The 19,989-nt window shown below is 75.4% G+C and carries 18 protein-coding genes; 10 read left to right on the top strand and 8 right to left on the bottom strand.

Features of this window, described 5'->3' with window-relative positions:
• Positions 1 to 8: 8 nt before the first annotated feature.
• Complete coding sequence (locus Sya03_RS15775; RefSeq protein ID WP_239107566.1) at positions 9 to 1,052, bottom strand: TetR/AcrR family transcriptional regulator; 1,044 nt, start codon at positions 1,050 to 1,052, stop codon at positions 9 to 11.
• Positions 1,053 to 1,102: 50 nt separating this feature from the next.
• Between Sya03_RS15775 and Sya03_RS15770 the strand changes: the two genes are divergently transcribed.
• Both Sya03_RS15770 and Sya03_RS15765 read left to right on the top strand, forming a co-directional pair.
• Positions 1,103 to 2,053: an ATP-binding cassette domain-containing protein gene (locus Sya03_RS15770; protein WP_203939058.1), complete on the top strand. Its 951-nt coding sequence runs from the start codon at positions 1,103 to 1,105 to the stop codon at positions 2,051 to 2,053.
• On the top strand, positions 2,050 to 2,811 hold the full coding sequence (locus tag Sya03_RS15765; protein ID WP_203939057.1) for an ABC transporter permease: 762 nt from the start codon (positions 2,050 to 2,052) through the stop codon (positions 2,809 to 2,811). Before Sya03_RS15770 ends, Sya03_RS15765 begins: the two co-directional genes overlap by 4 nt.
• A gap of 2 nt (positions 2,812 to 2,813) precedes the next feature.
• On the opposite strand, the gene Sya03_RS15760 is transcribed toward Sya03_RS15765, so the two are convergent.
• Positions 2,814 to 3,446, bottom strand: a complete 633-nt coding sequence (locus Sya03_RS15760) for a hypothetical protein (RefSeq protein WP_203939056.1) — start codon at positions 3,444 to 3,446, stop codon at positions 2,814 to 2,816.
• A 254-nt stretch (positions 3,447 to 3,700) separates the two neighbouring features.
• On the opposite strand from Sya03_RS15760, the gene Sya03_RS15755 reads away from it, so the two are divergent.
• Both Sya03_RS15755 and Sya03_RS15750 read left to right on the top strand, forming a co-directional pair.
• The gene (locus tag Sya03_RS15755; RefSeq protein ID WP_203939055.1) at positions 3,701 to 4,147 is read left to right on the top strand and encodes a MarR family winged helix-turn-helix transcriptional regulator; all 447 of its coding nucleotides are present in this window, start codon (positions 3,701 to 3,703) and stop codon (positions 4,145 to 4,147) included.
• A 73-nt stretch (positions 4,148 to 4,220) separates the two neighbouring features.
• On the top strand, positions 4,221 to 5,573 hold the full coding sequence (locus tag Sya03_RS15750; RefSeq protein WP_203939054.1) for an MFS transporter: 1,353 nt from the start codon (positions 4,221 to 4,223) through the stop codon (positions 5,571 to 5,573).
• A 25-nt stretch (positions 5,574 to 5,598) separates the two neighbouring features.
• Here the strand turns inward: Sya03_RS15750 and Sya03_RS15745 are convergent, their stop codons facing one another.
• Positions 5,599 to 7,044: an NCS2 family permease gene (locus tag Sya03_RS15745; RefSeq protein ID WP_203939053.1), complete on the bottom strand. Its 1,446-nt coding sequence runs from the start codon at positions 7,042 to 7,044 to the stop codon at positions 5,599 to 5,601.
• 215 nt (positions 7,045 to 7,259) lie between these two features.
• On the opposite strand from Sya03_RS15745, the gene Sya03_RS15740 reads away from it, so the two are divergent.
• The gene (locus Sya03_RS15740; protein WP_203939243.1) at positions 7,260 to 7,457 is read left to right on the top strand and encodes a DUF2530 domain-containing protein; all 198 of its coding nucleotides are present in this window, start codon (positions 7,260 to 7,262) and stop codon (positions 7,455 to 7,457) included.
• A gap of 22 nt (positions 7,458 to 7,479) precedes the next feature.
• Here Sya03_RS15740 and Sya03_RS31985 read toward each other — a convergent pair whose 3' ends face one another.
• Entirely contained in the window at positions 7,480 to 9,102 is a 1,623-nt protein-coding gene (locus Sya03_RS31985; RefSeq protein ID WP_503167689.1) for a glycosyltransferase family 39 protein, read from the bottom strand.
• Between the two features lie 380 nt (positions 9,103 to 9,482).
• Positions 9,483 to 10,319: a DUF3027 domain-containing protein gene (locus tag Sya03_RS15730; RefSeq protein WP_203939051.1), complete on the bottom strand. Its 837-nt coding sequence runs from the start codon at positions 10,317 to 10,319 to the stop codon at positions 9,483 to 9,485.
• Positions 10,320 to 10,494: 175 nt separating this feature from the next.
• Here Sya03_RS15730 and Sya03_RS15725 point away from each other — a divergent pair, with 175 nt between their 5' ends.
• The 3 genes from Sya03_RS15725 (at position 10,495) to Sya03_RS15715 (ending at position 14,144) form a co-directional block, all read left to right on the top strand.
• Positions 10,495 to 12,081, top strand: coding sequence for an MFS transporter (locus Sya03_RS15725; protein WP_203939050.1), 1,587 nt, complete (start codon positions 10,495 to 10,497; stop codon positions 12,079 to 12,081).
• Positions 12,078 to 12,707 (top strand): futalosine hydrolase, encoded by a 630-nt coding sequence (locus Sya03_RS15720; RefSeq protein ID WP_203939049.1) that lies wholly within the window; start codon positions 12,078 to 12,080, stop codon positions 12,705 to 12,707. Before Sya03_RS15725 ends, Sya03_RS15720 begins: the two co-directional genes overlap by 4 nt.
• Before the next feature lie 633 nt (positions 12,708 to 13,340).
• Positions 13,341 to 14,144, top strand: coding sequence for a 1,4-dihydroxy-6-naphtoate synthase (locus tag Sya03_RS15715; RefSeq protein WP_203939048.1), 804 nt, complete (start codon positions 13,341 to 13,343; stop codon positions 14,142 to 14,144).
• A 173-nt stretch (positions 14,145 to 14,317) separates the two neighbouring features.
• Here Sya03_RS15715 and Sya03_RS15710 read toward each other — a convergent pair whose 3' ends face one another.
• Genes Sya03_RS15710 through Sya03_RS15700 form a run of 3 tightly spaced genes read right to left on the bottom strand, consistent with a single transcriptional unit; the run spans position 14,318 to position 15,636 of the window.
• On the bottom strand, positions 14,318 to 14,704 hold the full coding sequence (locus Sya03_RS15710; RefSeq protein WP_203939047.1) for a cold-shock protein: 387 nt from the start codon (positions 14,702 to 14,704) through the stop codon (positions 14,318 to 14,320).
• Between the two features lie 57 nt (positions 14,705 to 14,761).
• Entirely contained in the window at positions 14,762 to 15,391 is a 630-nt protein-coding gene (locus Sya03_RS15705; protein ID WP_275411453.1) for an HAD family hydrolase, read from the bottom strand.
• Positions 15,388 to 15,636, bottom strand: a complete 249-nt coding sequence (locus Sya03_RS15700) for a hypothetical protein (protein WP_203939046.1) — start codon at positions 15,634 to 15,636, stop codon at positions 15,388 to 15,390. Before Sya03_RS15700 ends, Sya03_RS15705 begins: the two co-directional genes overlap by 4 nt.
• A 233-nt stretch (positions 15,637 to 15,869) precedes the next feature.
• Here Sya03_RS15700 and Sya03_RS15695 point away from each other — a divergent pair, with 233 nt between their 5' ends.
• Both Sya03_RS15695 and Sya03_RS15690 read left to right on the top strand, forming a co-directional pair.
• A complete protein-coding gene (locus tag Sya03_RS15695; protein WP_203939045.1) occupies positions 15,870 to 18,293 on the top strand; it encodes a helicase-associated domain-containing protein in 2,424 nt (807 codons plus the stop codon).
• A gap of 47 nt (positions 18,294 to 18,340) precedes the next feature.
• Complete coding sequence (locus Sya03_RS15690; protein WP_203939044.1) at positions 18,341 to 19,981, top strand: DNA repair helicase XPB; 1,641 nt, start codon at positions 18,341 to 18,343, stop codon at positions 19,979 to 19,981.
• Positions 19,982 to 19,989 lie beyond the last annotated feature (8 nt).

Raw genomic sequence — 19,989 nt, 5'->3', positions numbered from 1 at the left:
AGCGGACCCTACGCGGACGCGGCGGCGTGCGCGGCGCCGTAGCCGTCGGCGCGGGCGACGACCCGGCCGCCCGCGACCCGCACCGCGGTCTGGGTGCCGTCGCCGGCCGGGACGCCCGCCGCGGCGGCCACGGCCCCGGCGTCGTCGAGCACGACCGCGAGCCGGGGCCAGGCCCGGCGCGGGAACGCGGCCCGCACGCAGGCCATCAGGTCGTCCACGGCGAACCGGACCAGCCGGCCCAGTTCCCCGGGGTCGCCGGAGACGACGGCGACGGTGACGGCGTCGCCGGGGCGGGCGGCGCGCACGGCCTCCTCGGCGGCGCCGAGCCGGTGCGCGCCGAGGACGGCGACGACGCCGTCGCGGCCCAGGTCGGACGGCTCGCCGGTGACGGCGTCGTGGGCGGCGGGCGGCTCCCACGGCGCGTCGGCGGCGGTGGCGGGCGGCACGAACGGCAGGTGCGGCGGGTCCCAGGTGTCGCCGGGGTGGGCGGCGAGCGCCCGGCACACGCCCACCATGTCCCACGGGTCGGCGAAGCCGGGCGCGGCGGCGGCGAGCTGGCCGGCGCCGTGCAGCACGGTGAGCGCCTGCTCGGCGGCCCGGACCTGCCGGGTGGCGCTGAGCCCGACCTCCTCCAGGGCGAGCCCGAGCAGCACCGCGTCGAGCTGCATGGCCTGGGCGAACGCCTGCCGCAGCCGGTCGTCGGCGAGCGCCTCGGCGAGGACGAGTCCGCGCAGCCCGGCGGGGGTGCGGGACTCCTGCGACAGCGGCAGCCGGCCGATCCAGGCCCGGGCGAACGCGCCGAGCGCCGCGGCGGGCGTCTCGCCCGGCGGGCCCTGCGGCGGCTCGCCGGGCCGGTCGACGAGCACGGCCAGGAACAGCCCGAGCTTGCTCGGGAAGTTGGAGTAGACCGCGCCGCGGGTGAGGTCGGCGCGCTCGGCGATGCGGTCGACCTTGGCGTCGCGGAAGCCGAGCTCGGTGAACTCGTCCTGCGCGGCGGCGAGGACGCGCGCCCGGGTGAGGGCCTGCTGTTCGGCCCGGTTCAGTCTTGCCACGCGCTCACAATACTGGCTTGCCACGCGGGCGCGATACTGACAACATCCGAATGGTGACATCATCTGAGTTCGGTTTTGAGGCTTTCGGCCTCGTCAAACGGTTCGGGCGGACCACCGCCCTCGACGGCGTCGACCTCGCCGCCCCGGCCGGGACGGTCCTCGGCGTCCTCGGCCCGAACGGCGCCGGCAAGACCACCGCCGTGCGCGTCCTCGCCACCCTGCTGCGCCCCGACGCCGGGCGCGCGGCGGTCGGCGGCCACGACGTCGTGCGCGACGCCGCCCGCGTCCGCCGCCTCATCGCCCTGGCCGGCCAGCACGCCACCGTCGACGACGAGCTGACCGGCCTGGCCAACCTCGTCCTCGTCGGACGGCTGCTCGACCTGCGCCGCGCCGACGCCGTCGCCCGCGCCCGCGAGCTGCTCGACCGCTTCGACCTCACCGAGGCCGCCGGCCGCCGGGTCGCCACCTACTCGGGCGGCATGCGCCGGCGCCTCGACCTCGCCGCCAGCCTCGTCGGCCGCCCCCGCGTGCTGTTCCTCGACGAGCCGTCCGCCGGGCTCGACCCCGGCCGCCGCGACGAGCTGTGGCGCACCGTCCGCCGGCTGCGCGACGACGGCGTGACCGTCCTGCTCACCACCCAGTACCTGGAGGAGGCCGACGCGCTCGCCGACACCGTCGCGGTCGTCGACCGGGGCCGGGTCGTCGCCTGCGACACCCCCGCCGCCCTCAAGCGCGTCGTCGGCGGCCAGACCCTCGCGGTACGCCCCGCCGACCCGTCCGACGCGCCCGCGGTCGCCGACCTGCTGGCCCGCGTCGCCGGGCGCCCCGCCGACCGCGCCGGCGGCGAGCTCGTCGTCCCCGTCGACGGCGACGCCGTCCTGCTCGACGCCGCCCGGGCCCTGCGCGACCGCGACATCACCGTCGCCGAGTTCGCCCTGCGCCTGCCCAGCCTCGACGAGGTCTTCCACGCCCTCGTCGGCTCCACGAAGGAGGCCGCATGACCACCCTGGCCCGGCACGGCTGGGTGCTCGCGGGCCGCAGCCTGGCCAAGTCCGCCCGCAACCCCGGCCCCGCCGTCAACGCCATCGTCACGCCGACGCTGTTCCTGGTGCTGTTCCTGTACCTGTTCGGCGGCGCCGTCAGCGGCTCCACCGGCGACTACCTGCAGTACCTGTTCCCCGGCATCCTCGTCATGGGCGCCGGCCTGGCCGGGCTGCTGTCCACCGGCGCCGGCCTGGCCGCCGACCTGCGGAACGGCGTCACCGACCGGCTGCGCAGCATGCCGATCGCCCGGGTCGCGCCGCTGCTCGGCTCGGTGCTCGCCGACGTCGCCCGCTACCTGGTCGCCGTCGCCGCCCTGTTCGCCGTGGCGTCCCTGCTCGGGTTCCGCCCCCAGGGCGGGCCCGTCGCGGCGCTCGCGGCCGCCGGGCTCGCCGTCACCTTCGGCTTCGCGCTGAGCTGGGTGGCGGTCTGGATCGGCGCCCTGGCCCGCAACGAGAGCGCGGTCCTGGCGTTCAGCTTCATCGCCCTGCTGCCGCTGCAGCTCGGCACCAGCCTGGCCGCGCCCGTCGCCACCCTGCCCGGCTGGCTCGGCGCCTGGGCCGGCGTCAACCCGGTGACCCACGCGATGGACGCCTGCCGGGCCCTGCTCGCCGGCGCGCCCGCGGCCGCGCCGGTCACCGCCACGCTGCTGTGGTCCGCCGGGCTGGTCGCCGTGTTCTGCCCGCTGGCCGTGCTCGCCTACACCCGCGAGGGCTGACGCTACGGGGCCTGCCGGTCGGTGGCGGTGCGCAGCACCAGGCCGGCGGCCTCCAGCTCACCCTCGACCCGCACCCGTTCGATCTCGCGGTCCAGCCCGTCCAGCTCGTTCAGGTGCTCCGGCACCCCGAGGCACGAGCAGGCCAGGCACAGCCGGTCGTCGTACGCGCGGCGCACCGCCAGCAGCCACGCCGTCGACTCGGTGGTCGGGCCCGCCGACCGCTGCCGGTGCAGCCGCCGCAGGTCCGCGGCGATCTGCTCGATGGACGGGGTGCGCGCCGCCGCCGACCAGTCCTGGGTGTCGCCGGGCGTGCGCGGCTGCGGCGGCGTCCCGGTGATGCCGGGCACCACCACGCCGGTGATCTCCACCGTCGGCTCGTCACCGGACGGGGTCTCGGCGGCGGGTCCGGGCACCACGGGCGGCGCCGGCTCCTCGAAGCGGGGCAGCGGCACCGGGCGGTCGTTGTCGAGGTGCCGGTCCAGCCGCCGTAGCGCGCGCCGCGCCCGTCGCCCGTGCCAGCGGCGGGCGGCCCGCTCGAGCAGCTCGTCCGCGCAGAGGATGACGGCCACGACGCACGGCAGGCAGAGCAACGCGAAGAGCGTCACCGTCAGCACCACCACGTGCGAAAGGGCCATCACCCGACGCTAGGCCGTCCATGGCAGCGACCGCCACCTATTCGGCCCGTTCGGACGACCCCCAACCGGTCGGTGTGCCGACAGTGCCCGCGAGCGGCGGATGGCGGGGGTTCAACGCCTGCCCGAAGAGGCGCGCGATCCCGTCCGATCCGGCGGTCCTTGAGTGCGCCGCACGGATGCGGCACGGTAGCGGTGACCGTGGTCATACGGGATTCGAATGTCGTTAGCCAAGCTCATTAGTTAGGCTAAGGACCGTGACGGAGCGGACGGTGATGGAGTCGGCAACCGAGGCGCAGTTGGCCCACGTGCTGCGCGACGCCATCCTCCGGTTCAACCGGCGGGTCCGGCAGGCCCGCCCGGTCGGTGATCTCACCTTCAGTCAGCTCTCCGCCCTGACCAGCCTCCAGCTGGCCGGCGCGCTGACCCCCCGGGAGCTCGCCGACACCGAACGGGTGCAGCCCCCGACGATGACGAAGATCGTCGGGAAGCTCGAGGAGCGCGGCCTGGTGGCGCGCACCCCGCACCCCACGGACCGGCGCCAGGTGATCCTGGCGGCCACCGAGCAGGGCCGGGAGGTCTACGCCCAGTTCGAACGGGTGCGCGACGAGTGGATGGCCCAGCGGCTGGCCGCGTTGACGCCCGCCGAACGGGAGACCCTGCGGCAGGCCGCGGAGATCCTCCAGCAGCTCGCCCGGTCCTGAAGCGCCGCCCCGCCCGGGGTCCGCGTCGTCACGCGACGATGACGCGTACCACCGAATCGGAGGCGCAACCCGAGTGCGGGCGAGGCTGAGCACGACGTTCCGGTCCCTGACGGTCCCCAACTACCGGCGCTTCGCCGTCGGCCAGCTCGTGAAGCTGCTCGGCGTGTGGATGATGTTCACCGCGCAGGACTGGCTGGTCCTGGAGCTGTCCGGCAACTCGCCCGCCGCGCTCGGCATCGTCACCGCGCTGCAGTTCCTGCCGGTGCTGCTGCTGACGCTGTGGGGCGGCAAGCTCGCCGACCGGTACGACAAGCGGCTGCTGCTGATCATCTCGAACGCGGCGTTCGCCGTCACCGCCGTCGTGTTCGCCGGGCTGGTCGCCGCGGGCGTGGTGGAGCTGTGGCACGTGTTCCTGTTCGCCGGGCTGCTCGGCATCGCCAGCGCCATCGAGACGCCCGTGCGCCAGGCGTTCGTGTCGGAGCTGGTGGAGCTGCCGCTGCTGCCGAACGCGCTCGCGCTGTCCGCCGCCACGTTCAACACCGCCCGCATCGGCGGGCCCGCCCTGGCCGGCGTGGCGATGGCCACCCTGGACATGGGCCCGGTGTTCCTCATCGCGACCGCGCTCAGCGTGGCGCCGGTGGTCAGCTACTGGCGGATGCGCGCCGCCGAGCTGTACCGCGAGGACCGGGGCGCCCGCAACGCCGCCGACACCCGGGTCAGCGACGGCCTGCGGTACGTGTGGGCGCGCAACGACCTGCTGCTGCCCATCGCCCTGATGGCCGTCGTCGGCATGATCGGTTTCAACTTCCCGGTCACCCTGGCCGCGCTGGCGAAGATCGAGTTCGGGGCGGGGCCGTCGTCGTTCGGCCTGCTCACCACGGCGCTCGCGGCGGGCGCGCTCGGCGGGGCGCTGGCCGGCAGCGGGCGGCGCAAGCGGCCGTCGGCGTACGTGGTGCTGGGCGCGGCCGTCGTGTTCAGCGTCTTCGAGGTGGCGGTGGGCTTCGCGCCCACGTTCTGGGCGGCCATGCTGCTGCTCGTCCCCACCGGATTCTTCTCGATCTACCTCGCCCAGGCGGCCAACCACCGGGTGCAGATGGGCGTCGACGCCGCGTTCCGGGGCCGGGTGATGGCCCTGTACGTGCTGGTCTTCCTCGGCACCACGCCGATCGGGGCGACGCTGGCCGGCTGGTGGGGCGAGCACCACGGGGTGCCGTCGAGCATCTGGGCGGCCGGGCTGATCTGCCTGGCGGCCTCGGGCACCGCGCTGGTCTGGCAGCTGCGCCGCACCGGCTCGCGGCTGCGGCTCGCCGTGCGCCCGCGGGTGCGGCTGACCGTGGTCGCGGCGGCGGCTCCCGCGGCGGCCGCGGCCGGCGCGGCGGCCGCCACGGCCGCGGTGGGCCAGGACGAACCGCGGGTGGCGGCCTGAGCCGCGCCGCCACCCGCGTTCGCGCCTAGAACAGCACGGCCTCGATGGGGCCGCGCAGGAAGTAGATCAGGAACAGGACCGCCACCGCGTACAGCAGCGGGTGCACCTCGCGGGCCTTGCCCTTGACCAGCTTGATGAGCACGTACGTGATGACGCCGGCGCCGATGCCGTTCGAGATCGAGTACGTGAACGGCATCAGCACGATCGTCAGGAACGCCGGGACGGCGATCTCGTAGTCGTTCCAGTCGATCGTGCGCACCGCCGTCAGCATCAGGAAGCCGACGACCACCAGCGCGACGGACGCCGCCTCGAACGGCACGATCGTGACCAGCGGCGACAGGAACATCGCCAGCAGGAACAGCACCCCGGTGACGAGGTTCGCGACGCCGGTGCGCGCTCCCTCGGCCACCCCGGCCGCGCTCTCGATGTACGAGGTGTTGCTGGACACGCTGGCCGCACCACCGGCGGCCGCGGCGACCGAGTCGACGAGCAGGATCTCCCGCGTCCGCGGCGGCGTGCCCGACTCGTCGAGCAGCCCGCCCTCCTGGCCGACCGCGACCATCGTGCCCATCGTGTCGAAGAAGTCGGTCAGCAGCAGCGTGAACACGAACATGCCGGCGACCAGGACGCCCGCCCGCTGCCACGACCCGAGCAGGTCGAAGTTGCCCAGCAGCGACAGGTCGGGCGTGCCGACGATCGTGTCGGGCAGCGTCGGCACGTTCAGCGCCCAGCCCTTCGGGTCGGCGGTCGGGCCGCCGCCGGCCGGGCCGACGTTCGCGATGGCCTCGACGATGATGGCCAGCACCGTGGACGCCACGATGCCGATCAGGATGGCGCCCTTGACCCGGCGCACCACCAGCACGATCGTCAGCAGCAGGCCGAGCACGAACACCAGCGCCGGCCAGCTGACCAGCACCCCGCCGATGCCCAGCCCGACGGGCGGGCTGGCCGTGCCGCCGCGCACGAAGCCCGCGTCGACGAAGCCGATCAGCGCCAGGAACAGGCCGATGCCCACCCCGATCGCCGTCTTCAGCTGCGTCGGCACCGCCCGGAACACGGCCGTGCGCAGCCCGGTGAGCACCAGGATCGCGATGATCACACCCTCGATGACGACGAGGCCCATCGCGTCGGCCCACGTCATCTGCGGCGCGATCTCGTACGCGATGAGGGCGTTCACCCCGAGACCGGCGGCGAGCGCCAGCGGGAACCGGCCGACGACCCCCATCAGGATCGTCATCACGCCGGCCACCAGGGCGGTCGCGGCGGCGAGCGCGGCGACGGGCAGCTTCGCCCCGTCGGCGTCCGCGCCGCCGGCCAGGATCAGCGGGTTCAGCACGACGATGTACGCCATCGTGAAGAACGTCGCCAGGCCACCCCGGACCTCCCGGCCGACCGTGGACCCGCGGGCGGAGATCTCGAAGTACCGGTCGAACGAATTCCGGGCCTCCGTGGCGGCGGGGGCTGCGGTCATGTGCACACACCTCGATCAGTCGTAGCTGCGGGCATGGTGTCAGAGCAGGGGTTTCCGGCGGAAGATGTCCTGTGTAACAACCGTGCGGCCACCGCCGGGATGATCGCGGGTCGTACGCTGTCGAGGTGCCCGAGCCCGAGGAACCCGCCCTGAGCGGGGAGGTGTTGCGCGCCGGCGAACAGCCCGACCGGCGGCCGCGCCCGATCGACCCGCCGATGGTTCCCTTCGCGCTCGGCGGCATGCTCGGCTTCGCGATCGCCGGCCTGGTGCTGCTGCTCAACCGCGACACGCTCGCCGCCAACGGCCACGAGAACTGGCTGTGGATCTGCCTCGCCGGCTTCCTGCTCGGCTTCCCCGGCCTGGCGACGATGATCGTCCACGACCGCAACCGCCGCCGTCGCCGCGAGGGCTGACCCTTTTCGCCGCCACCCGGCGTCACCCGCCTGCGCGCTCCATCAGCGTGATGCTCAGCAGCGGAAAGGACCACCGCTGCACCGGCCGGTACGCCCCGCCGATCCTGGCCCGCTTGGCCGCCCCCATGTCCCGCAACGGGTCGGCGGCGTCGTCGGCGCGCACCACCCACACCCGCGCCGGCGCCCCCAGGCAGACCGCCCCCGGACACTCCCGCGCGAGCAACCGCCCGTCCACCCGCTGCGGGACGACCGCCAGCACGTCCGGCGGCCGCGGCGTCGGCAGGTACCGCTCGTAGATGTCGCGCGCCGCCCACGGGATGCTGCGATGGGTGTCGGGAAAGACCACCACGTCACCCGGCGCCCGCCGCGCCCCGATCACCTCGGCGATCCGCGCCGAATCCTGCGCATGCCCGGCCGGCCCGCGCAGCTCCACCTGCACCGGCCAGGACAGCAGCACGGCCAGGAGGACCACACCACCCGCCCGGGCCCTTGTTGCTCGGGCCCTTGTCGCTCCGGCCCTTGTCGCTCCCGCCGCGGCGAGCACGGCCAGCGCCGGCACCGCCACCAGCACGTACCGGCCCACCCACACCGGGACGACCGTGCCTGCGGCCAGCAGCAGGGTCGGCGGGACGAAGCCGGCGGCGGCCAGGCAGATGGCCGGTGAGGTGCGGCGCACGCCTGTTGCCGCCAGGGCCAGCACGATGCCGCCTATGGCCGCGGAGCCGAACACGTTCTGCGGCAGGCCCTGGAGGGTGTCCAGGTTGGCGAGGGGGATCCAGGCGACCTGGGCGGTCTGGTGCGCGCCGCGCAGGGCGAGCAGGACCGCGGGCATGCTGCCGACGACTGCGGCGAGGGCCCACAGCCGGGATGCCGCCCACCCTCTAGGCCACCGGCTCGGGCGGTCATCGTGCGGCCGGGCCGGCCTCGGCCGGGCCTCCGGCCCGTCTCCCGGCCCGTCCCCCAGCCCGTGTCCCGACCCGTCTTCCGGCCAGTCGCCCGGCCCGTCTCCCGGCCCGTCTCCCGGCTCGTCTCCCGCCCAGTCGCCCGGCCCGTCTCCCGGGTCGTCTCCCGGCCTGTCTCCCGGCCAGTCGCCTGGTCCGTTTCCCGGCCCGTTCCCTAACCCGTTCCCCGGCCCGCTGCCCGGCCCCCTCTCAGCCCCATTCCCGGGCCCGCTCGCGGCCCGGTTCCCCGCCCCGTTCTCCTGCCCCGGGCTTACTGCTTGCGCGTTACCGCCAGGTCGGCCATGTCCACTCCTGAATTGGAGTGCCATCGGCCCCACCGCCATCGCGACCCCATGGCCCCCGACCACCAGCAGGCCGCCGAGCGGGTGGCACCCACCCGCGAACGCCAGCGCCCCCGCATACCCCGCCGCCCGTCCCACTCCGGGCCGCTCGACCAGGCGCAGCAGGCACAGCACCGCCAGTGCGGCGCCCAGCATCGCCGGGGCGTACGGCCGGGCCTCCTGCGCGTATCGCGCGGTCGCCGGGATGACCGCGAAGATCAATCCCGCCACCAACCCGGTCGCCGGCCCGCCGACGCGGCGGCCGAGCGCCACCACTACCGCCGTCGTGGCGACGACGGCCAGCAGCGACGGCAGCCTCAGGGCGGCGGTGCCGGTGCCGGCCAGCGCGGTCCACACCTTCATGGCGGCGTAGTACGGCGTCAGCACCGCGTCGACCGAGCCGGACAGCCGCCACAGCTGCGCCCACGACAGCCGAACCACACCCCAGGTCGCCAGCTCGTCGGCCCACAACGCGGCCCCGGTCAGCCGCCACGCGCCCAGCCCCGCCGCGGTCAGCACCGGCAGCGCCCACACCAGCACCGGGCCCACAGGGAACCGCCGCGGCCCACCATCCCGAACCGTTACCGGCCCGGTGATTACCGCCCGGTCGAGGGTGTCCGGGCGCATGGCGGTGGCGGGCTCCTCGTCGGCGGGTGTCGCGGCAGACCGGGAAGCCTAGGCACCACGATGGGCACGCCCAAGGCCCAGCGGTCGAACACTGGGCGACGAGAAGGTTGCCGGGCCTAGCTGTGGCCGTACTCCTCGCCCGGCTCCGTGGTCTCGACGCTGCCGGGGGCGCGGCTGACCGCGACCTCCTCGACCTCCGAGTCGTCGTACACGGTGGGCAGCTCGTCGACGGGCGGCTCGGCCACCCCGACCAGGGCCTCCGAGTGCGCGCCGCACCCGTGGTCGGCGCTGACGGCGCGCCCGTCGTCGGGGGCGTAGAAGTTGCCGCACACCCCGAACATCTGGCGCAGCTGCCCGGCCAGCGGCAGGTAGAACCCGCAGCCGCCGCAGCGGGCGTTGCGCGGGGCCGCCGTCGAGATGGGCGCCTCGGGACCGTGGTCGCCGTCGTACCAGCGCTGCGCGGTGTCGGCCCGGCCCTCGCGGGACATCACCCGCGGCCGGCCCAGCCCGAGCTCCCACGACGTCTCCTCGACGGCGGGGTCGTCGCTGAGCACGTACCCCGGCGCGAGCCGCTCGTCGTCGGGCGAGGTGGCCAGCAGGTCGCCGACACCGAGGTCGCCGGCCTGCAGCCGCTCCGACCACGGCAGCCACCCGGGCGCCAGCAGCGCGTCGGGCCCGGGCAGCAGGACGGTCTCGCACACGGTGACGTGCCGCGACCGCGGCACCCGGGTGACGGTGACCGCCCAGCGCCAGCCGCGGTACCCCGCCAGCAGGCTCTCGAAGAAGTGCGTGACGACCCGGTCGCCCTCGGGCACGACCTCGAGGTGCTCGCCGATGTCGGCCGCGTCCACCTCCGTGATGGCGCCGCGCGCGACACCGATCGCGTCGGCACACACCTGATCGATCTTGGCGGCACGGGTGGTCGTCCTCGTCACCGTCCCATTCTCCCCCATGCGCCCCGTCCCGCGACGCCGAGGTCCACAAACCGCCTCTCCGCACCGCCCACCACGCCCATGTGGACCCACGAACCACCTCCCGCATCCCGTGTCGCGACCTCAGCACCTACCCTTTCGACCCGCCGCGGCGGGCGGGCTGCCACCGCGAGCGCCGATCCGTCAGGATGGGGGCATGCCGCTGCTGCCCACGCTCGGACGTGTCGTCGGCACCGGGGTGCGCTCGGTGCGGGCGCTGGCGCGCGGCTCGTGGCGCGGCAGCCGCTGGGTCACCCGCCAGGTCGGCGACGCCCGCACCCGCGGCGCCGCCGGCGAGACCGGCATGGTGCGCCTGTTCGACCTGCACGCCGCCTCCTGCGCGGGCGACACCCTCATCGCCATCGGCCTGTCCGGCACCATCTTCTTCGCCGCCACGCCGGGCGAGGCCCGCAGCAACGTCGCCCTCTACCTGCTCGTCACGATGGTGCCGTTCGCGCTGCTGGCGCCCATCGTCGGCCCGCTGCTCGACCACTTCCGCCACGGCCGCCGCTACGCCCTGGCCACCACCATGCTCGGCCGCGCCTTCCTGGCCTACCTCATCGCCGACAACCTGGGCGGCTGGGCGCTCTACCCGGCCGCGTTCGGCGTCCTGGCGCTGTCGCGTGCGTACGGCGTCGCCCGCTCCGCCGCCGTCCCCCGCCTGCTGCCCGAGGGCATCGGCCTGTCCCAGGCGGGCGCCCGCGCCAGCGTGTACGGCACCTTCGCCGGCGCCGTCGTCGCCCCGGTCGGCCTGGCCGCGTTCTGGTTCGGGCCGCAGTGGTCGCTGCGCGTCGCCGCCGTCATCTTCCTCATCGGCATGGTCATCTCGCTGCGCCTGCCGCCCCGCGCCGACTCGGACCCGCCGGAGACCGTCCCCACCCCCTTCCGCGCGATGCTGCGCCTGCGCCGCCCGCCCGAGGACCGCCCGATCACCGGCCGCCTCGTCGTCGCCACCCTCATCGGCAGCGCCGGCCTGCGCGCCATGTACGGCTTCCTCCTGCTCTTCCTCGCCTTCGCCATCAAGGCCGGCACCCTCAGCACCACGGTTCTCGGCTGGGACGCCGGCAGCCAGGGCGCCGTGGCCCTCGTCGGCGGCGCGCTCGTCGTCGGCACCTTCCTCGCCACCGCCATCGGCACCCGCCTGCGCATTCACCGCCCCGCCGCCGTGCAGGGCAGCGGCCTGCTCGTCGTCGCGCTCGTGGCCGTCGCCACCGCCGTCTTCTACTCGCTGCTCACCGTCGCCCTGCTCTGCCTCGTGACGGCCGTGGTCAGCGGCATCGCCAAGCTCGCCATCGACGCGTCCATCCAGGAGCGCGTGCCGGAGCGCCTGCGCGCCAGCGCCTTCGCCCACTCCGAGACCGTCCTCATGCTCGCCTGGGTCGCCGGCGGCGCCATCGGCCTCATCCCGCTCGACGGCCACCTCGGCGTCTGGGTGCTGGCGGTCTTCGCCGCGGCGGCGGCCGCCCGCGGCCTGCACGCCGCCACCACCCTGCGCCGCGAACGCCTCCACGGCCGCTCCGACACCCCCGATCCCACGCCACCCCCCGCTCCCACCCCGGCCGAGGACCCACCCACCCTTCCTGACCTCGACGAGCCGCCCACCGTCCGCGTCACCCCGTCGTCGGCCCCCGTCTCGCCCGCGACCGGCCGCCGCACCGACGACGACACCCTCGCCCCGCCCGGCTTCCACATCTACCGCCCCACCTCCGCCACCGACCCCAGCCAGGGCCGCCCCACCCCGTGAGCCGCCTCCTCGTCGTCACCGCCGTCGCCGCGGAAGCCACCGCCGTCCGCGCCGGCGCCGACCCGTCCCGCGCCGACGTCGCGCCCGTCGGCGTCGGCCCCGCCGCGGCCGCCGCCGGCACCGCCCGCCTCCTCGCCCTCGCCGAGGCCGCCGGCCACCCGTACCGGGCCGTCGTCAGCGCCGGCATCGCCGGCGGCTTCCCCGGCCGCGCCCCCGTCGGCGCCACCGTCCTCGCCGCCCGCAGCATCGCCGCCGACCTCGGCGCCGAGACCCCCGACGGCTTCCTGCCCGTCGACGACCTCGGCTTCGGCACCTCCACCGTCGCCGCCGACCCGGAGCTGCTCGCCGCCCTGACCGCCGCGCTCCCCCAGGCCGTCGTCGGCGACATCCTCACCCTGGCCACCGTCACGGGAACGGCCGCGACCGCCACCGGGCTCGCCGCCCGCCACCCGGCCGCCGTGGCCGAGGCCATGGAGGGGTACGGGGTGGCGTGCGCGGCAGCGACAGCGGGGATCCCGTTCGCCGAGGTCCGCACGGTGTCCAACCCGATCGGCCCCCGCGACCGGGCGGCGTGGCGCATGGCCGAGGCCTTCGCGGCCCTGACGGAAGCCGCCAGAGCCTTCTGACCGCCGGCGTGTGTAGTCGCGCCGCCCCTGCGGGCACAGTCACGGCACCGACCCACCCCTCACGTGCGCACGACGCTCGGGCATCGCGGACCGCACGGCGACGGCACCCGCGACCGGGTCCGCGCGCGCGTCGACGGCGGAAACTGCGCCGGGACTGCATCCGATCGCGTGTTGACGGCGACACCCGTGGCCGCGACCGCGTCCGAACGCCTGTCGACGGCGACACCCGTGGCCGCGACCGTGTCCGAGCCCCTGTCGACGGCGACACCTGTGGCCGCCCGCCTCGCACGCCGCGCGAGGCGCCGCCCCCGCCGACCGGCCGGACCCCGCAGCGCATGACGCCGGCCGCCCCCCGCACCGGCCGCCGCCCGCGCCCCATCACCCAGCCCGGCACCCGGCGGACCGCCACCCAGCAGCTCGGACCCGCCCAGCCGCCGCCGCACCATCACCAGCAGCTCGCGCAGCCGGACCGGCCCACCCCGCGGCTCGCAGGGCGCCGCGGCGGACGTACCCGGGAATGTCGTCTCGGTCATGGCGTCGATCCTGGCGAGCCGGCCGGCCCCCGCGACAGCCCTGTGGACAGCCCTGTGGATAACTTTCTGGGCGTCGGGCGGGCGGACTACGGTTGACCGCGTGGCGCTCTCGATCGCATTCTCGCCGTGTCCCAACGACACGTTCGTCTTCCACGCGCTGGTGCACGGCCTGGTGCCCGGCGCGCCCGAGTTCGACGTCACGTTCGCGGACGTCGACGTCACCAACACGGCCGCCGAGCGTGGCGAGTTCGACCTGGTCAAGGTCAGTTATGCGGCGCTGCCGTGGCTGCTCGACCGCTACGAACTGCTGCCGTGCGGCGGCGCGCTCGGCCGCGGCTGCGGCCCGCTCGTGCTCACCCGCGACTCGCTCGACGGCGACCTGACCGGCCGCACGGTCGCGGTGCCGGGCGACCGCACCACGGCGTACCTGCTGTTCCGGCTGTGGTCGGCGGACCGGCCGCCGGCGCGCATCGAGGTCGTGCCGTTCCACCGCATCATGCCGGGGGTCGCGGCGGGTGAGTACGACGCCGGGCTCGTCATCCACGAGGCCCGGTTCACCTACCAGCGGTACGGGCTGACCGCGCTCGCCGACCTCGGCGAGTGGTGGGAGGGCGATACGGGGCTGCCGATCCCGCTGGGCGCGATCCTGGCGCGCAGGGGCGCGGTCGACCCGGCGGAGGCGGCGGGCTGGATCCGCGAGTCGGTCCGGCGGGCGTGGGCCGATCCGGCCGCGAGCCGGGAGTACGTGCTGGCGCACGCGCAGGAGATGGAGCCGGACGTCGTGCGGCGGCACATCGACCTGTACGTGAACGAGTTCACGGCCGACCTCGGGCCGGAGGGCCACAAGGCGGTCGAGACGCTGCTCGGCCGGGCGGCCGCCGCGGGCCTGACACCGACGGTGTGACCTCGGCGGACCTGCCGATCGACGGGGGCGGCAGGCTCGCGCGGAGGCGGGCGAGGCCGGCGCGGCCGGCGCGGCACGACGGCTCGCTCCGGGCCGCAGCGCAGCACGGCACGACAGACGCGGACCGGCTCCCCTCAAGGAGAGCCGATCCGCGTCCGGGACGACCTGGCCGGTCAGACCTCGAGTTCGTTGGCCACCGCGTGCACGAGCTGGGCGATCTTCTGCGCCGTGCGCTTGTCCGGGAAGCGGCCGCGCCGCAGGTCCGGCTGGATCTTGGCCTCGAGGACCTTGATCATGTCCTCGACCATGCCGTGCAGTTCCTCGGCGGGGCGGCGGCGGAGTTCGGCGACGGACGGCGGGGCCTCCAGCAGGGTGACGCCGAGCGCCTGGGCGCCCTTGCGACTGTCGACGACGCCGAACTCGATCTTCTGACCGGCCTTCAGCTCCGCGACCCCGGAGGGCAGTGCGCCCTTCGGCAGGAACACGTCACCACCCTCGTCGCTGGTGACGAACCCGTATCCCTTCGTCGCGTCGTACCACTTCACTCGACCCGTGGGCACCGCTGACCTCAACTCTGTCACCCGCGGTCACCGTGACCGCACTGCCCTCCAGGCTAGTCATCGCCGTGGGGCTTCCCCAACCGCAATCCCACCCAGGACGCCGGGCAGCTCGGTGAGGTTCTGGACCACGGCGGAGGCGCCCGCGTCGGTGAGTTCGGCGGCGGAGCAGGGGCCCGTGGTGACGCCGATGCCGGGCACTCCGGCGCCCTGGGCGGCCACCATGTCGGCGACGTGGTCGCCGACGTACACGCCGACGCCGAAGGCGGTGAGGGCGGCGGACTTGCCGGCGGCGAACAGGTCGCCGGCGACCTCGTCGACGGCCATGCCGAGGTGGTCGAGGTGGAGCCGGACGAGCCGTTCGATCTTGGAGCTGACGACGACCACGCGCAGGCCCAGCGAGCGGACGTGGGCGATGGCCTCGACGGCGCCGGGCAGCGGCCGCGACGGGGTGATGGCGAAGTCGGGGTACAGCGACCGGTACGCGACGACCATGTCCTCGATCTGCTCCGGCGGGAACCAGTAGGCCAGCTCCGTGCGCAGCGGCGGGCCGAGGCGGTTGACGGCGGCGTCGGCGTCGACGTGGACGCCGGTGCGGGCGGTCAGCTCACGGAAGGCGGCGTGGATCCCCGGCCGCGAGTCGACCAGCGTCATGTCCAGGTCGAACCCGACGGCGGCCGGGCGGCTCACCGCGGGGTGGTCGAGTGCGTGTAGCGCAGCTCGTCGACGGGCAGCGGGAACTCGATGTCGTCGCCGAACGGGGAGGGGCCGCCGGGGCGGTCGGAGGCGATCTCGGACACGGGCAGGTGGCCGGCCTTCACGGTGACCCCGCGGCCCTGGCTGTCCGCCGGGGCGAGGTCGGGCTCCGACGGGCCGGTGGGTCCGCCTTCGCGCACGGACGTGCCGGGGACGACTCGCTGCTCGGAACGCGCCATGACTCTGTTACTTCCTCCCACGAAGCCGGCCAAACACAGCCCATCGTCCCATGACCATCCGCCCGCCCGCGGACCGACCGCACGGAGCGTGGGCACCGCCACCCGAAGCCCGCAGGAGACTCCGCGCGAGGCCCCAAACGCCCTCGGGCGCGCGGTGCGAGGGGAAAGCCCCGAAGGGCTGCCGAGCCGCCCGGACGCCGATCCGGCCGATCGCCCGCTAGCGTGGAACGGCGATGGCCACCAACCTTGCCGATCAGCTGCGGGCGCTTCCCGACGAGGCGCTCGGCGCCCTGCTGCGCCTGCGTCCCGATCTTGTCGTGCCGGTGCCGTCGGATCTGGGGGCGCTGGCCGCCCGGGCGCAGTCCCGCGGGTCGGTGGCGCGCTGCCTGGACTCGCTCGACCAGTTCACGCTGGAGATTCTTGACGCGGTGCGGTTGAGCTGGGACGGCGAGCGGGCGTCGGAGGCGGCGGCGCTCGCGCTGGCCGGGGACACCGCCGCCGCCCGGGCCGCGCTGGACCGGCTCAAGGCCCGGTTCCTGGTGTATGGGGCGGGTGGCGACCTGCACGTGGCCGGGGCGGTCGGTGAGGTGACGTCGCCGTACCCGGCGGGGCTGGGCCGGCCCGCGGAGCAGCTGGACGCGCGGGCGGCGGCCCTGGCCGCGGACCCGGCGAAGTTGCGGCGGACGGTGCTGGCGGCGGCGGCGCCGGCGCGGGCGGTGCTGGACCGGCTGGCGGCGGGGCCGCCGCTGGGGGCGCAGACCAGCGCGGCGATGGCGGAGCCGGTGCAGTGGCTGGTCGACAACGCGCTGCTGGTGCGGGTGGCCGAGGGCAGCCGCGCCCCGCACCCGGACGGCGACCTGATCGAGCTGCCCCGCGAGGTGGGGCTGCTGTTGCGGCGGGACTCGGGGCCGCTGGGCGAGCTGCACCCGGACCCGCCGGCGCCGGAGACGGCGACGCGGACGCAGAAGGCGGTGGACAACGCCGGGGCCGGGCAGGCGATGGAGGCGGTACGGCACACGGAGGCGCTGCTGGACGCGCTGACGGCGGAGCCGGCGACGGTGCTGCGGTCCGGCGGGCTCGGCGTGCGGGACCTGCGCCGGCTGGCGCGGGCCGTGGGGCTGGACGACGGGCCGGCGGCGCTGCTGCTGGAGGTGGCGGCGGCGTGCGGGCTGCTCGGCGAGACGGACGCGCAGCCGACGGCGCGCGGGGTGCAGGCGAGCCGGGCGCTCGGGGCGGCGGAGCAGGTGTTCCTGCCGACGACCGGGTTCGACCTGTGGCGGGCGGCGGGCACCGCGCGGCGCTGGGAGCTGCTGGCGCAGGCGTGGCTGGCGATGACCCGGCAGCCGGGCCTGGTGGGGCAGCGCGACGAGCGCGACCGGCCGTTCAACGCCCTCGCGCCGGAGCTGGAGCGGGCGGCCGCGCCGCAGAGCCGGCGGGAGCTGCTGGGCGCGCTCGGCGGCCTGCCGAAGGGCGCCGCCCCCGACACCGGCGGGCTGCTGGCGCTGCTGACGTGGCGGGCGCCGCGGCGGGCGCGCGGGCGCGAGGCGGCGTACCGGGACACGGTCACCGAGGCGGCGGTGCTGGGGGTGACGGCGCTGGGCGCGCTGACCTCGTACGGCCGGGTGCTGGTGGCCGAGGCGGACCCGGACGGCGACCGCGACCCGCTGGGCATCGGGCCCGACGGCAACCGGTCGCCCGGCGGGCCGTCGCCGGCGGTGGCGGCCCTGGACCGGCTGCTGCCCGCGCCCGTCGACCACGTGCTGGTGCAGGCGGACCTGTCCGTCGTGGTGCCGGGCCCGCCCGAGCCGGAGCTGGCGAACGAGCTGGCGGCGGTCGCCGAGCAGGAGTCGGCGGGCGGCGCCAGCGTGTTCCGGGTGACGGCGGCCGGCGTGCGGCGCGCTCTGGACGCCGGGTACTCGGCCGGTGACCTGCACACCCTGTTCAAGCGCCGGTCCCGCACGCCGGTGCCGCAGGCGCTGACGTACCTGATCGACGACGTCGCCCGGCGGCACGGCGGGCTGCGGGTGGGCGGCGCCGGGTCGTACCTGCGCAGCGACGACGAGGCCCTGGTGGCGCAGGTGTTCGCGGACGCCCGGCTGGGCCCGCTCGGCCTGCGGCGGCTCGCCCCGACGGTGCTCTGCACCGCGTACCCGTCGCAGCGGCTGCTGGAGGCGCTGCGCGACGCCGGGTACGCGCCGGTGCCCGAGGACGCCGGCGGGGCCGTGGTGCTGAGCCGGCCGAAGGCCCGGCGCGCACCGGCCCGGATGCCGGCGCTGGCCCGGCTCGCCGACCCGCTCACCCCCACCGGGCTGTCCGGGCCGCGGCTGGCCGGGGTGGTGGAGCAGATCCGCAAGGGCGACGCGGCGGCGCGCACCGCGCGCCGCGCGCCCACGACGGTGCGCGCCGCGAGCGGCGGCGCCGTCGCCGGCCTCACCTCCGTGCAGGCCCACAGCCAGGCGCTGGCCGTGCTCCAGCAGGCGGTCCGCGACAAGGCGCAGGTCTGGGTCGGGTACGTCGACGCGCACGGCGCCACCCTGTCCCGGCTGGTCCGGCCCGTCTCGCTGGGCGCCGGTTACCTGCGCGCCGAGGACGACCGGACGGAGACGCTGCACACGTTCGCCCTGCACCGCATCACGGCCGCCGTGCTGGAGGAGTGAGCGTGGCAGACTGGAGGGTCGGCTTCGTGAGGTGAGGGGCATGCCGGGTGAGTGACGGACCGTTGATCGTGCAGTCGGACAAGACCCTTCTCCTGGAGGTCGACCACGCCGACGCGCAGGCCTGCCGCATGGCCATCGCCCCGTTCGCGGAGCTGGAACGCTCCCCCGAACACGTCCACACCTACCGGCTCACGCCGCTGGGCCTGTGGAACGCCCGCGCCGCCGGCCACGACGCGGAGAGCGTGGTGGACGCCCTGATCCGGTTCTCCCGCTACCCGGTGCCGCACGCGCTGCTCGTCGACGTCGCCGACACCATGGACCGCTACGGCCGCCTCCAGCTGGTCAACCACCCGCAGCACGGCCTGGTGCTGCGCGGCCTCGACCGGATGGTGCTCATCGAGGTCGCCAAGAGCAAGAAGCTCGCGGGCATGCTGGGCGGCAAGCTCGACGACGACACGATCGTCGTGCACCCGTCCGAGCGCGGCCGGCTCAAGCAGGCCCTGCTGAAGCTGGGCTGGCCCGCCGAGGACCTGGCCGGCTACGTCGACGGCGAGGCCCACGAGATCGAGCTGGCCCAGGACGGCTGGCACCTGCGCTCCTACCAGCAGGAGGCCGTGGACGGGTTCTGGGCCGGCGGCTCCGGCGTCGTCGTGCTGCCCTGCGGCGCCGGCAAGACGCTGGTCGGCGCGGCCGCCATGGCCACCGCGAAGGCCACCACCCTGATCCTGGTGACGAACACGGTCGCCGGCCGGCAGTGGAAGCGCGAGCTGGTCGCCCGCACGTCGCTCACCGAGGACGAGGTCGGCGAGTACTCGGGCGAGCGCAAGGAGATCCGCCCGGTCACCATCGCCACGTACCAGGTGCTCACCGCCCGCCGCGGCGGCGCGTTCACCCACCTCGACCTGTTCGGCGCCCGCGACTGGGGCCTGGTCATCTACGACGAGGTCCACCTGCTGCCCGCGCCGATCTTCCGGTTCACCGCCGACCTGCAGGCCCGCCGCCGCCTCGGCCTCACCGCCACCCTGGTCCGCGAGGACGGCCGCGAGGGCGACGTGTTCTCGCTGATCGGCCCCAAGCGCTACGACGCGCCGTGGAAGGACATCGAGGCCCAGGGCTGGATCGCCCCCGCCGAGTGCACCGAGGTCCGCGTCACCCTCACCGACGACGAGCGCATGGCGTACGCGGTCAGCGAGAGCGAGGACCGCTACCGGGTGGCGTCCACGGCCCGCACGAAGCTGCCCGTGGTGAAGGCCCTCGTCGACCGGCACGCCGGCGAGCAGGTGCTGGTCATCGCCTCGTACATCGAGCAGCTGCACCAGCTCGGCGAGTACCTGGACGCCCCGATCATCGAGGGCTCCACCACCAACAAGCAGCGCGAGAAGCTGTTCGACCAGTTCCGCTCCGGCGAGCTGAAGACACTGGTGCTGTCGAAGGTCGGCAACTTCTCCATCGACCTGCCCGAGGCGGCCGTGGCGATCCAGGTGTCGGGCACCTTCGGCTCCCGCCAGGAGGAGGCCCAGCGCCTCGGCCGGGTGCTGCGCCCGAAGTCCGACGGCCGCCAGGCCCACTTCTACACGGTCGTCTCCCGCGACACGATCGACACCGAGTACGCCGCCCACCGGCAGCGCTTCCTCGCCGAGCAGGGCTACGCGTACACGATCGTCGACGCCGACGACGTCCTCGCCTGACCAGCGCC

The sequence above is a fragment of the Spirilliplanes yamanashiensis genome (assembly GCF_016863475.1).
Taxonomy (GTDB): domain Bacteria; phylum Actinomycetota; class Actinomycetes; order Mycobacteriales; family Micromonosporaceae; genus Spirilliplanes; species Spirilliplanes yamanashiensis.
The sequence above is the reverse complement of the archived record's forward strand: the minus strand, read 5'-3'. Positions and strand labels throughout refer to the sequence as shown.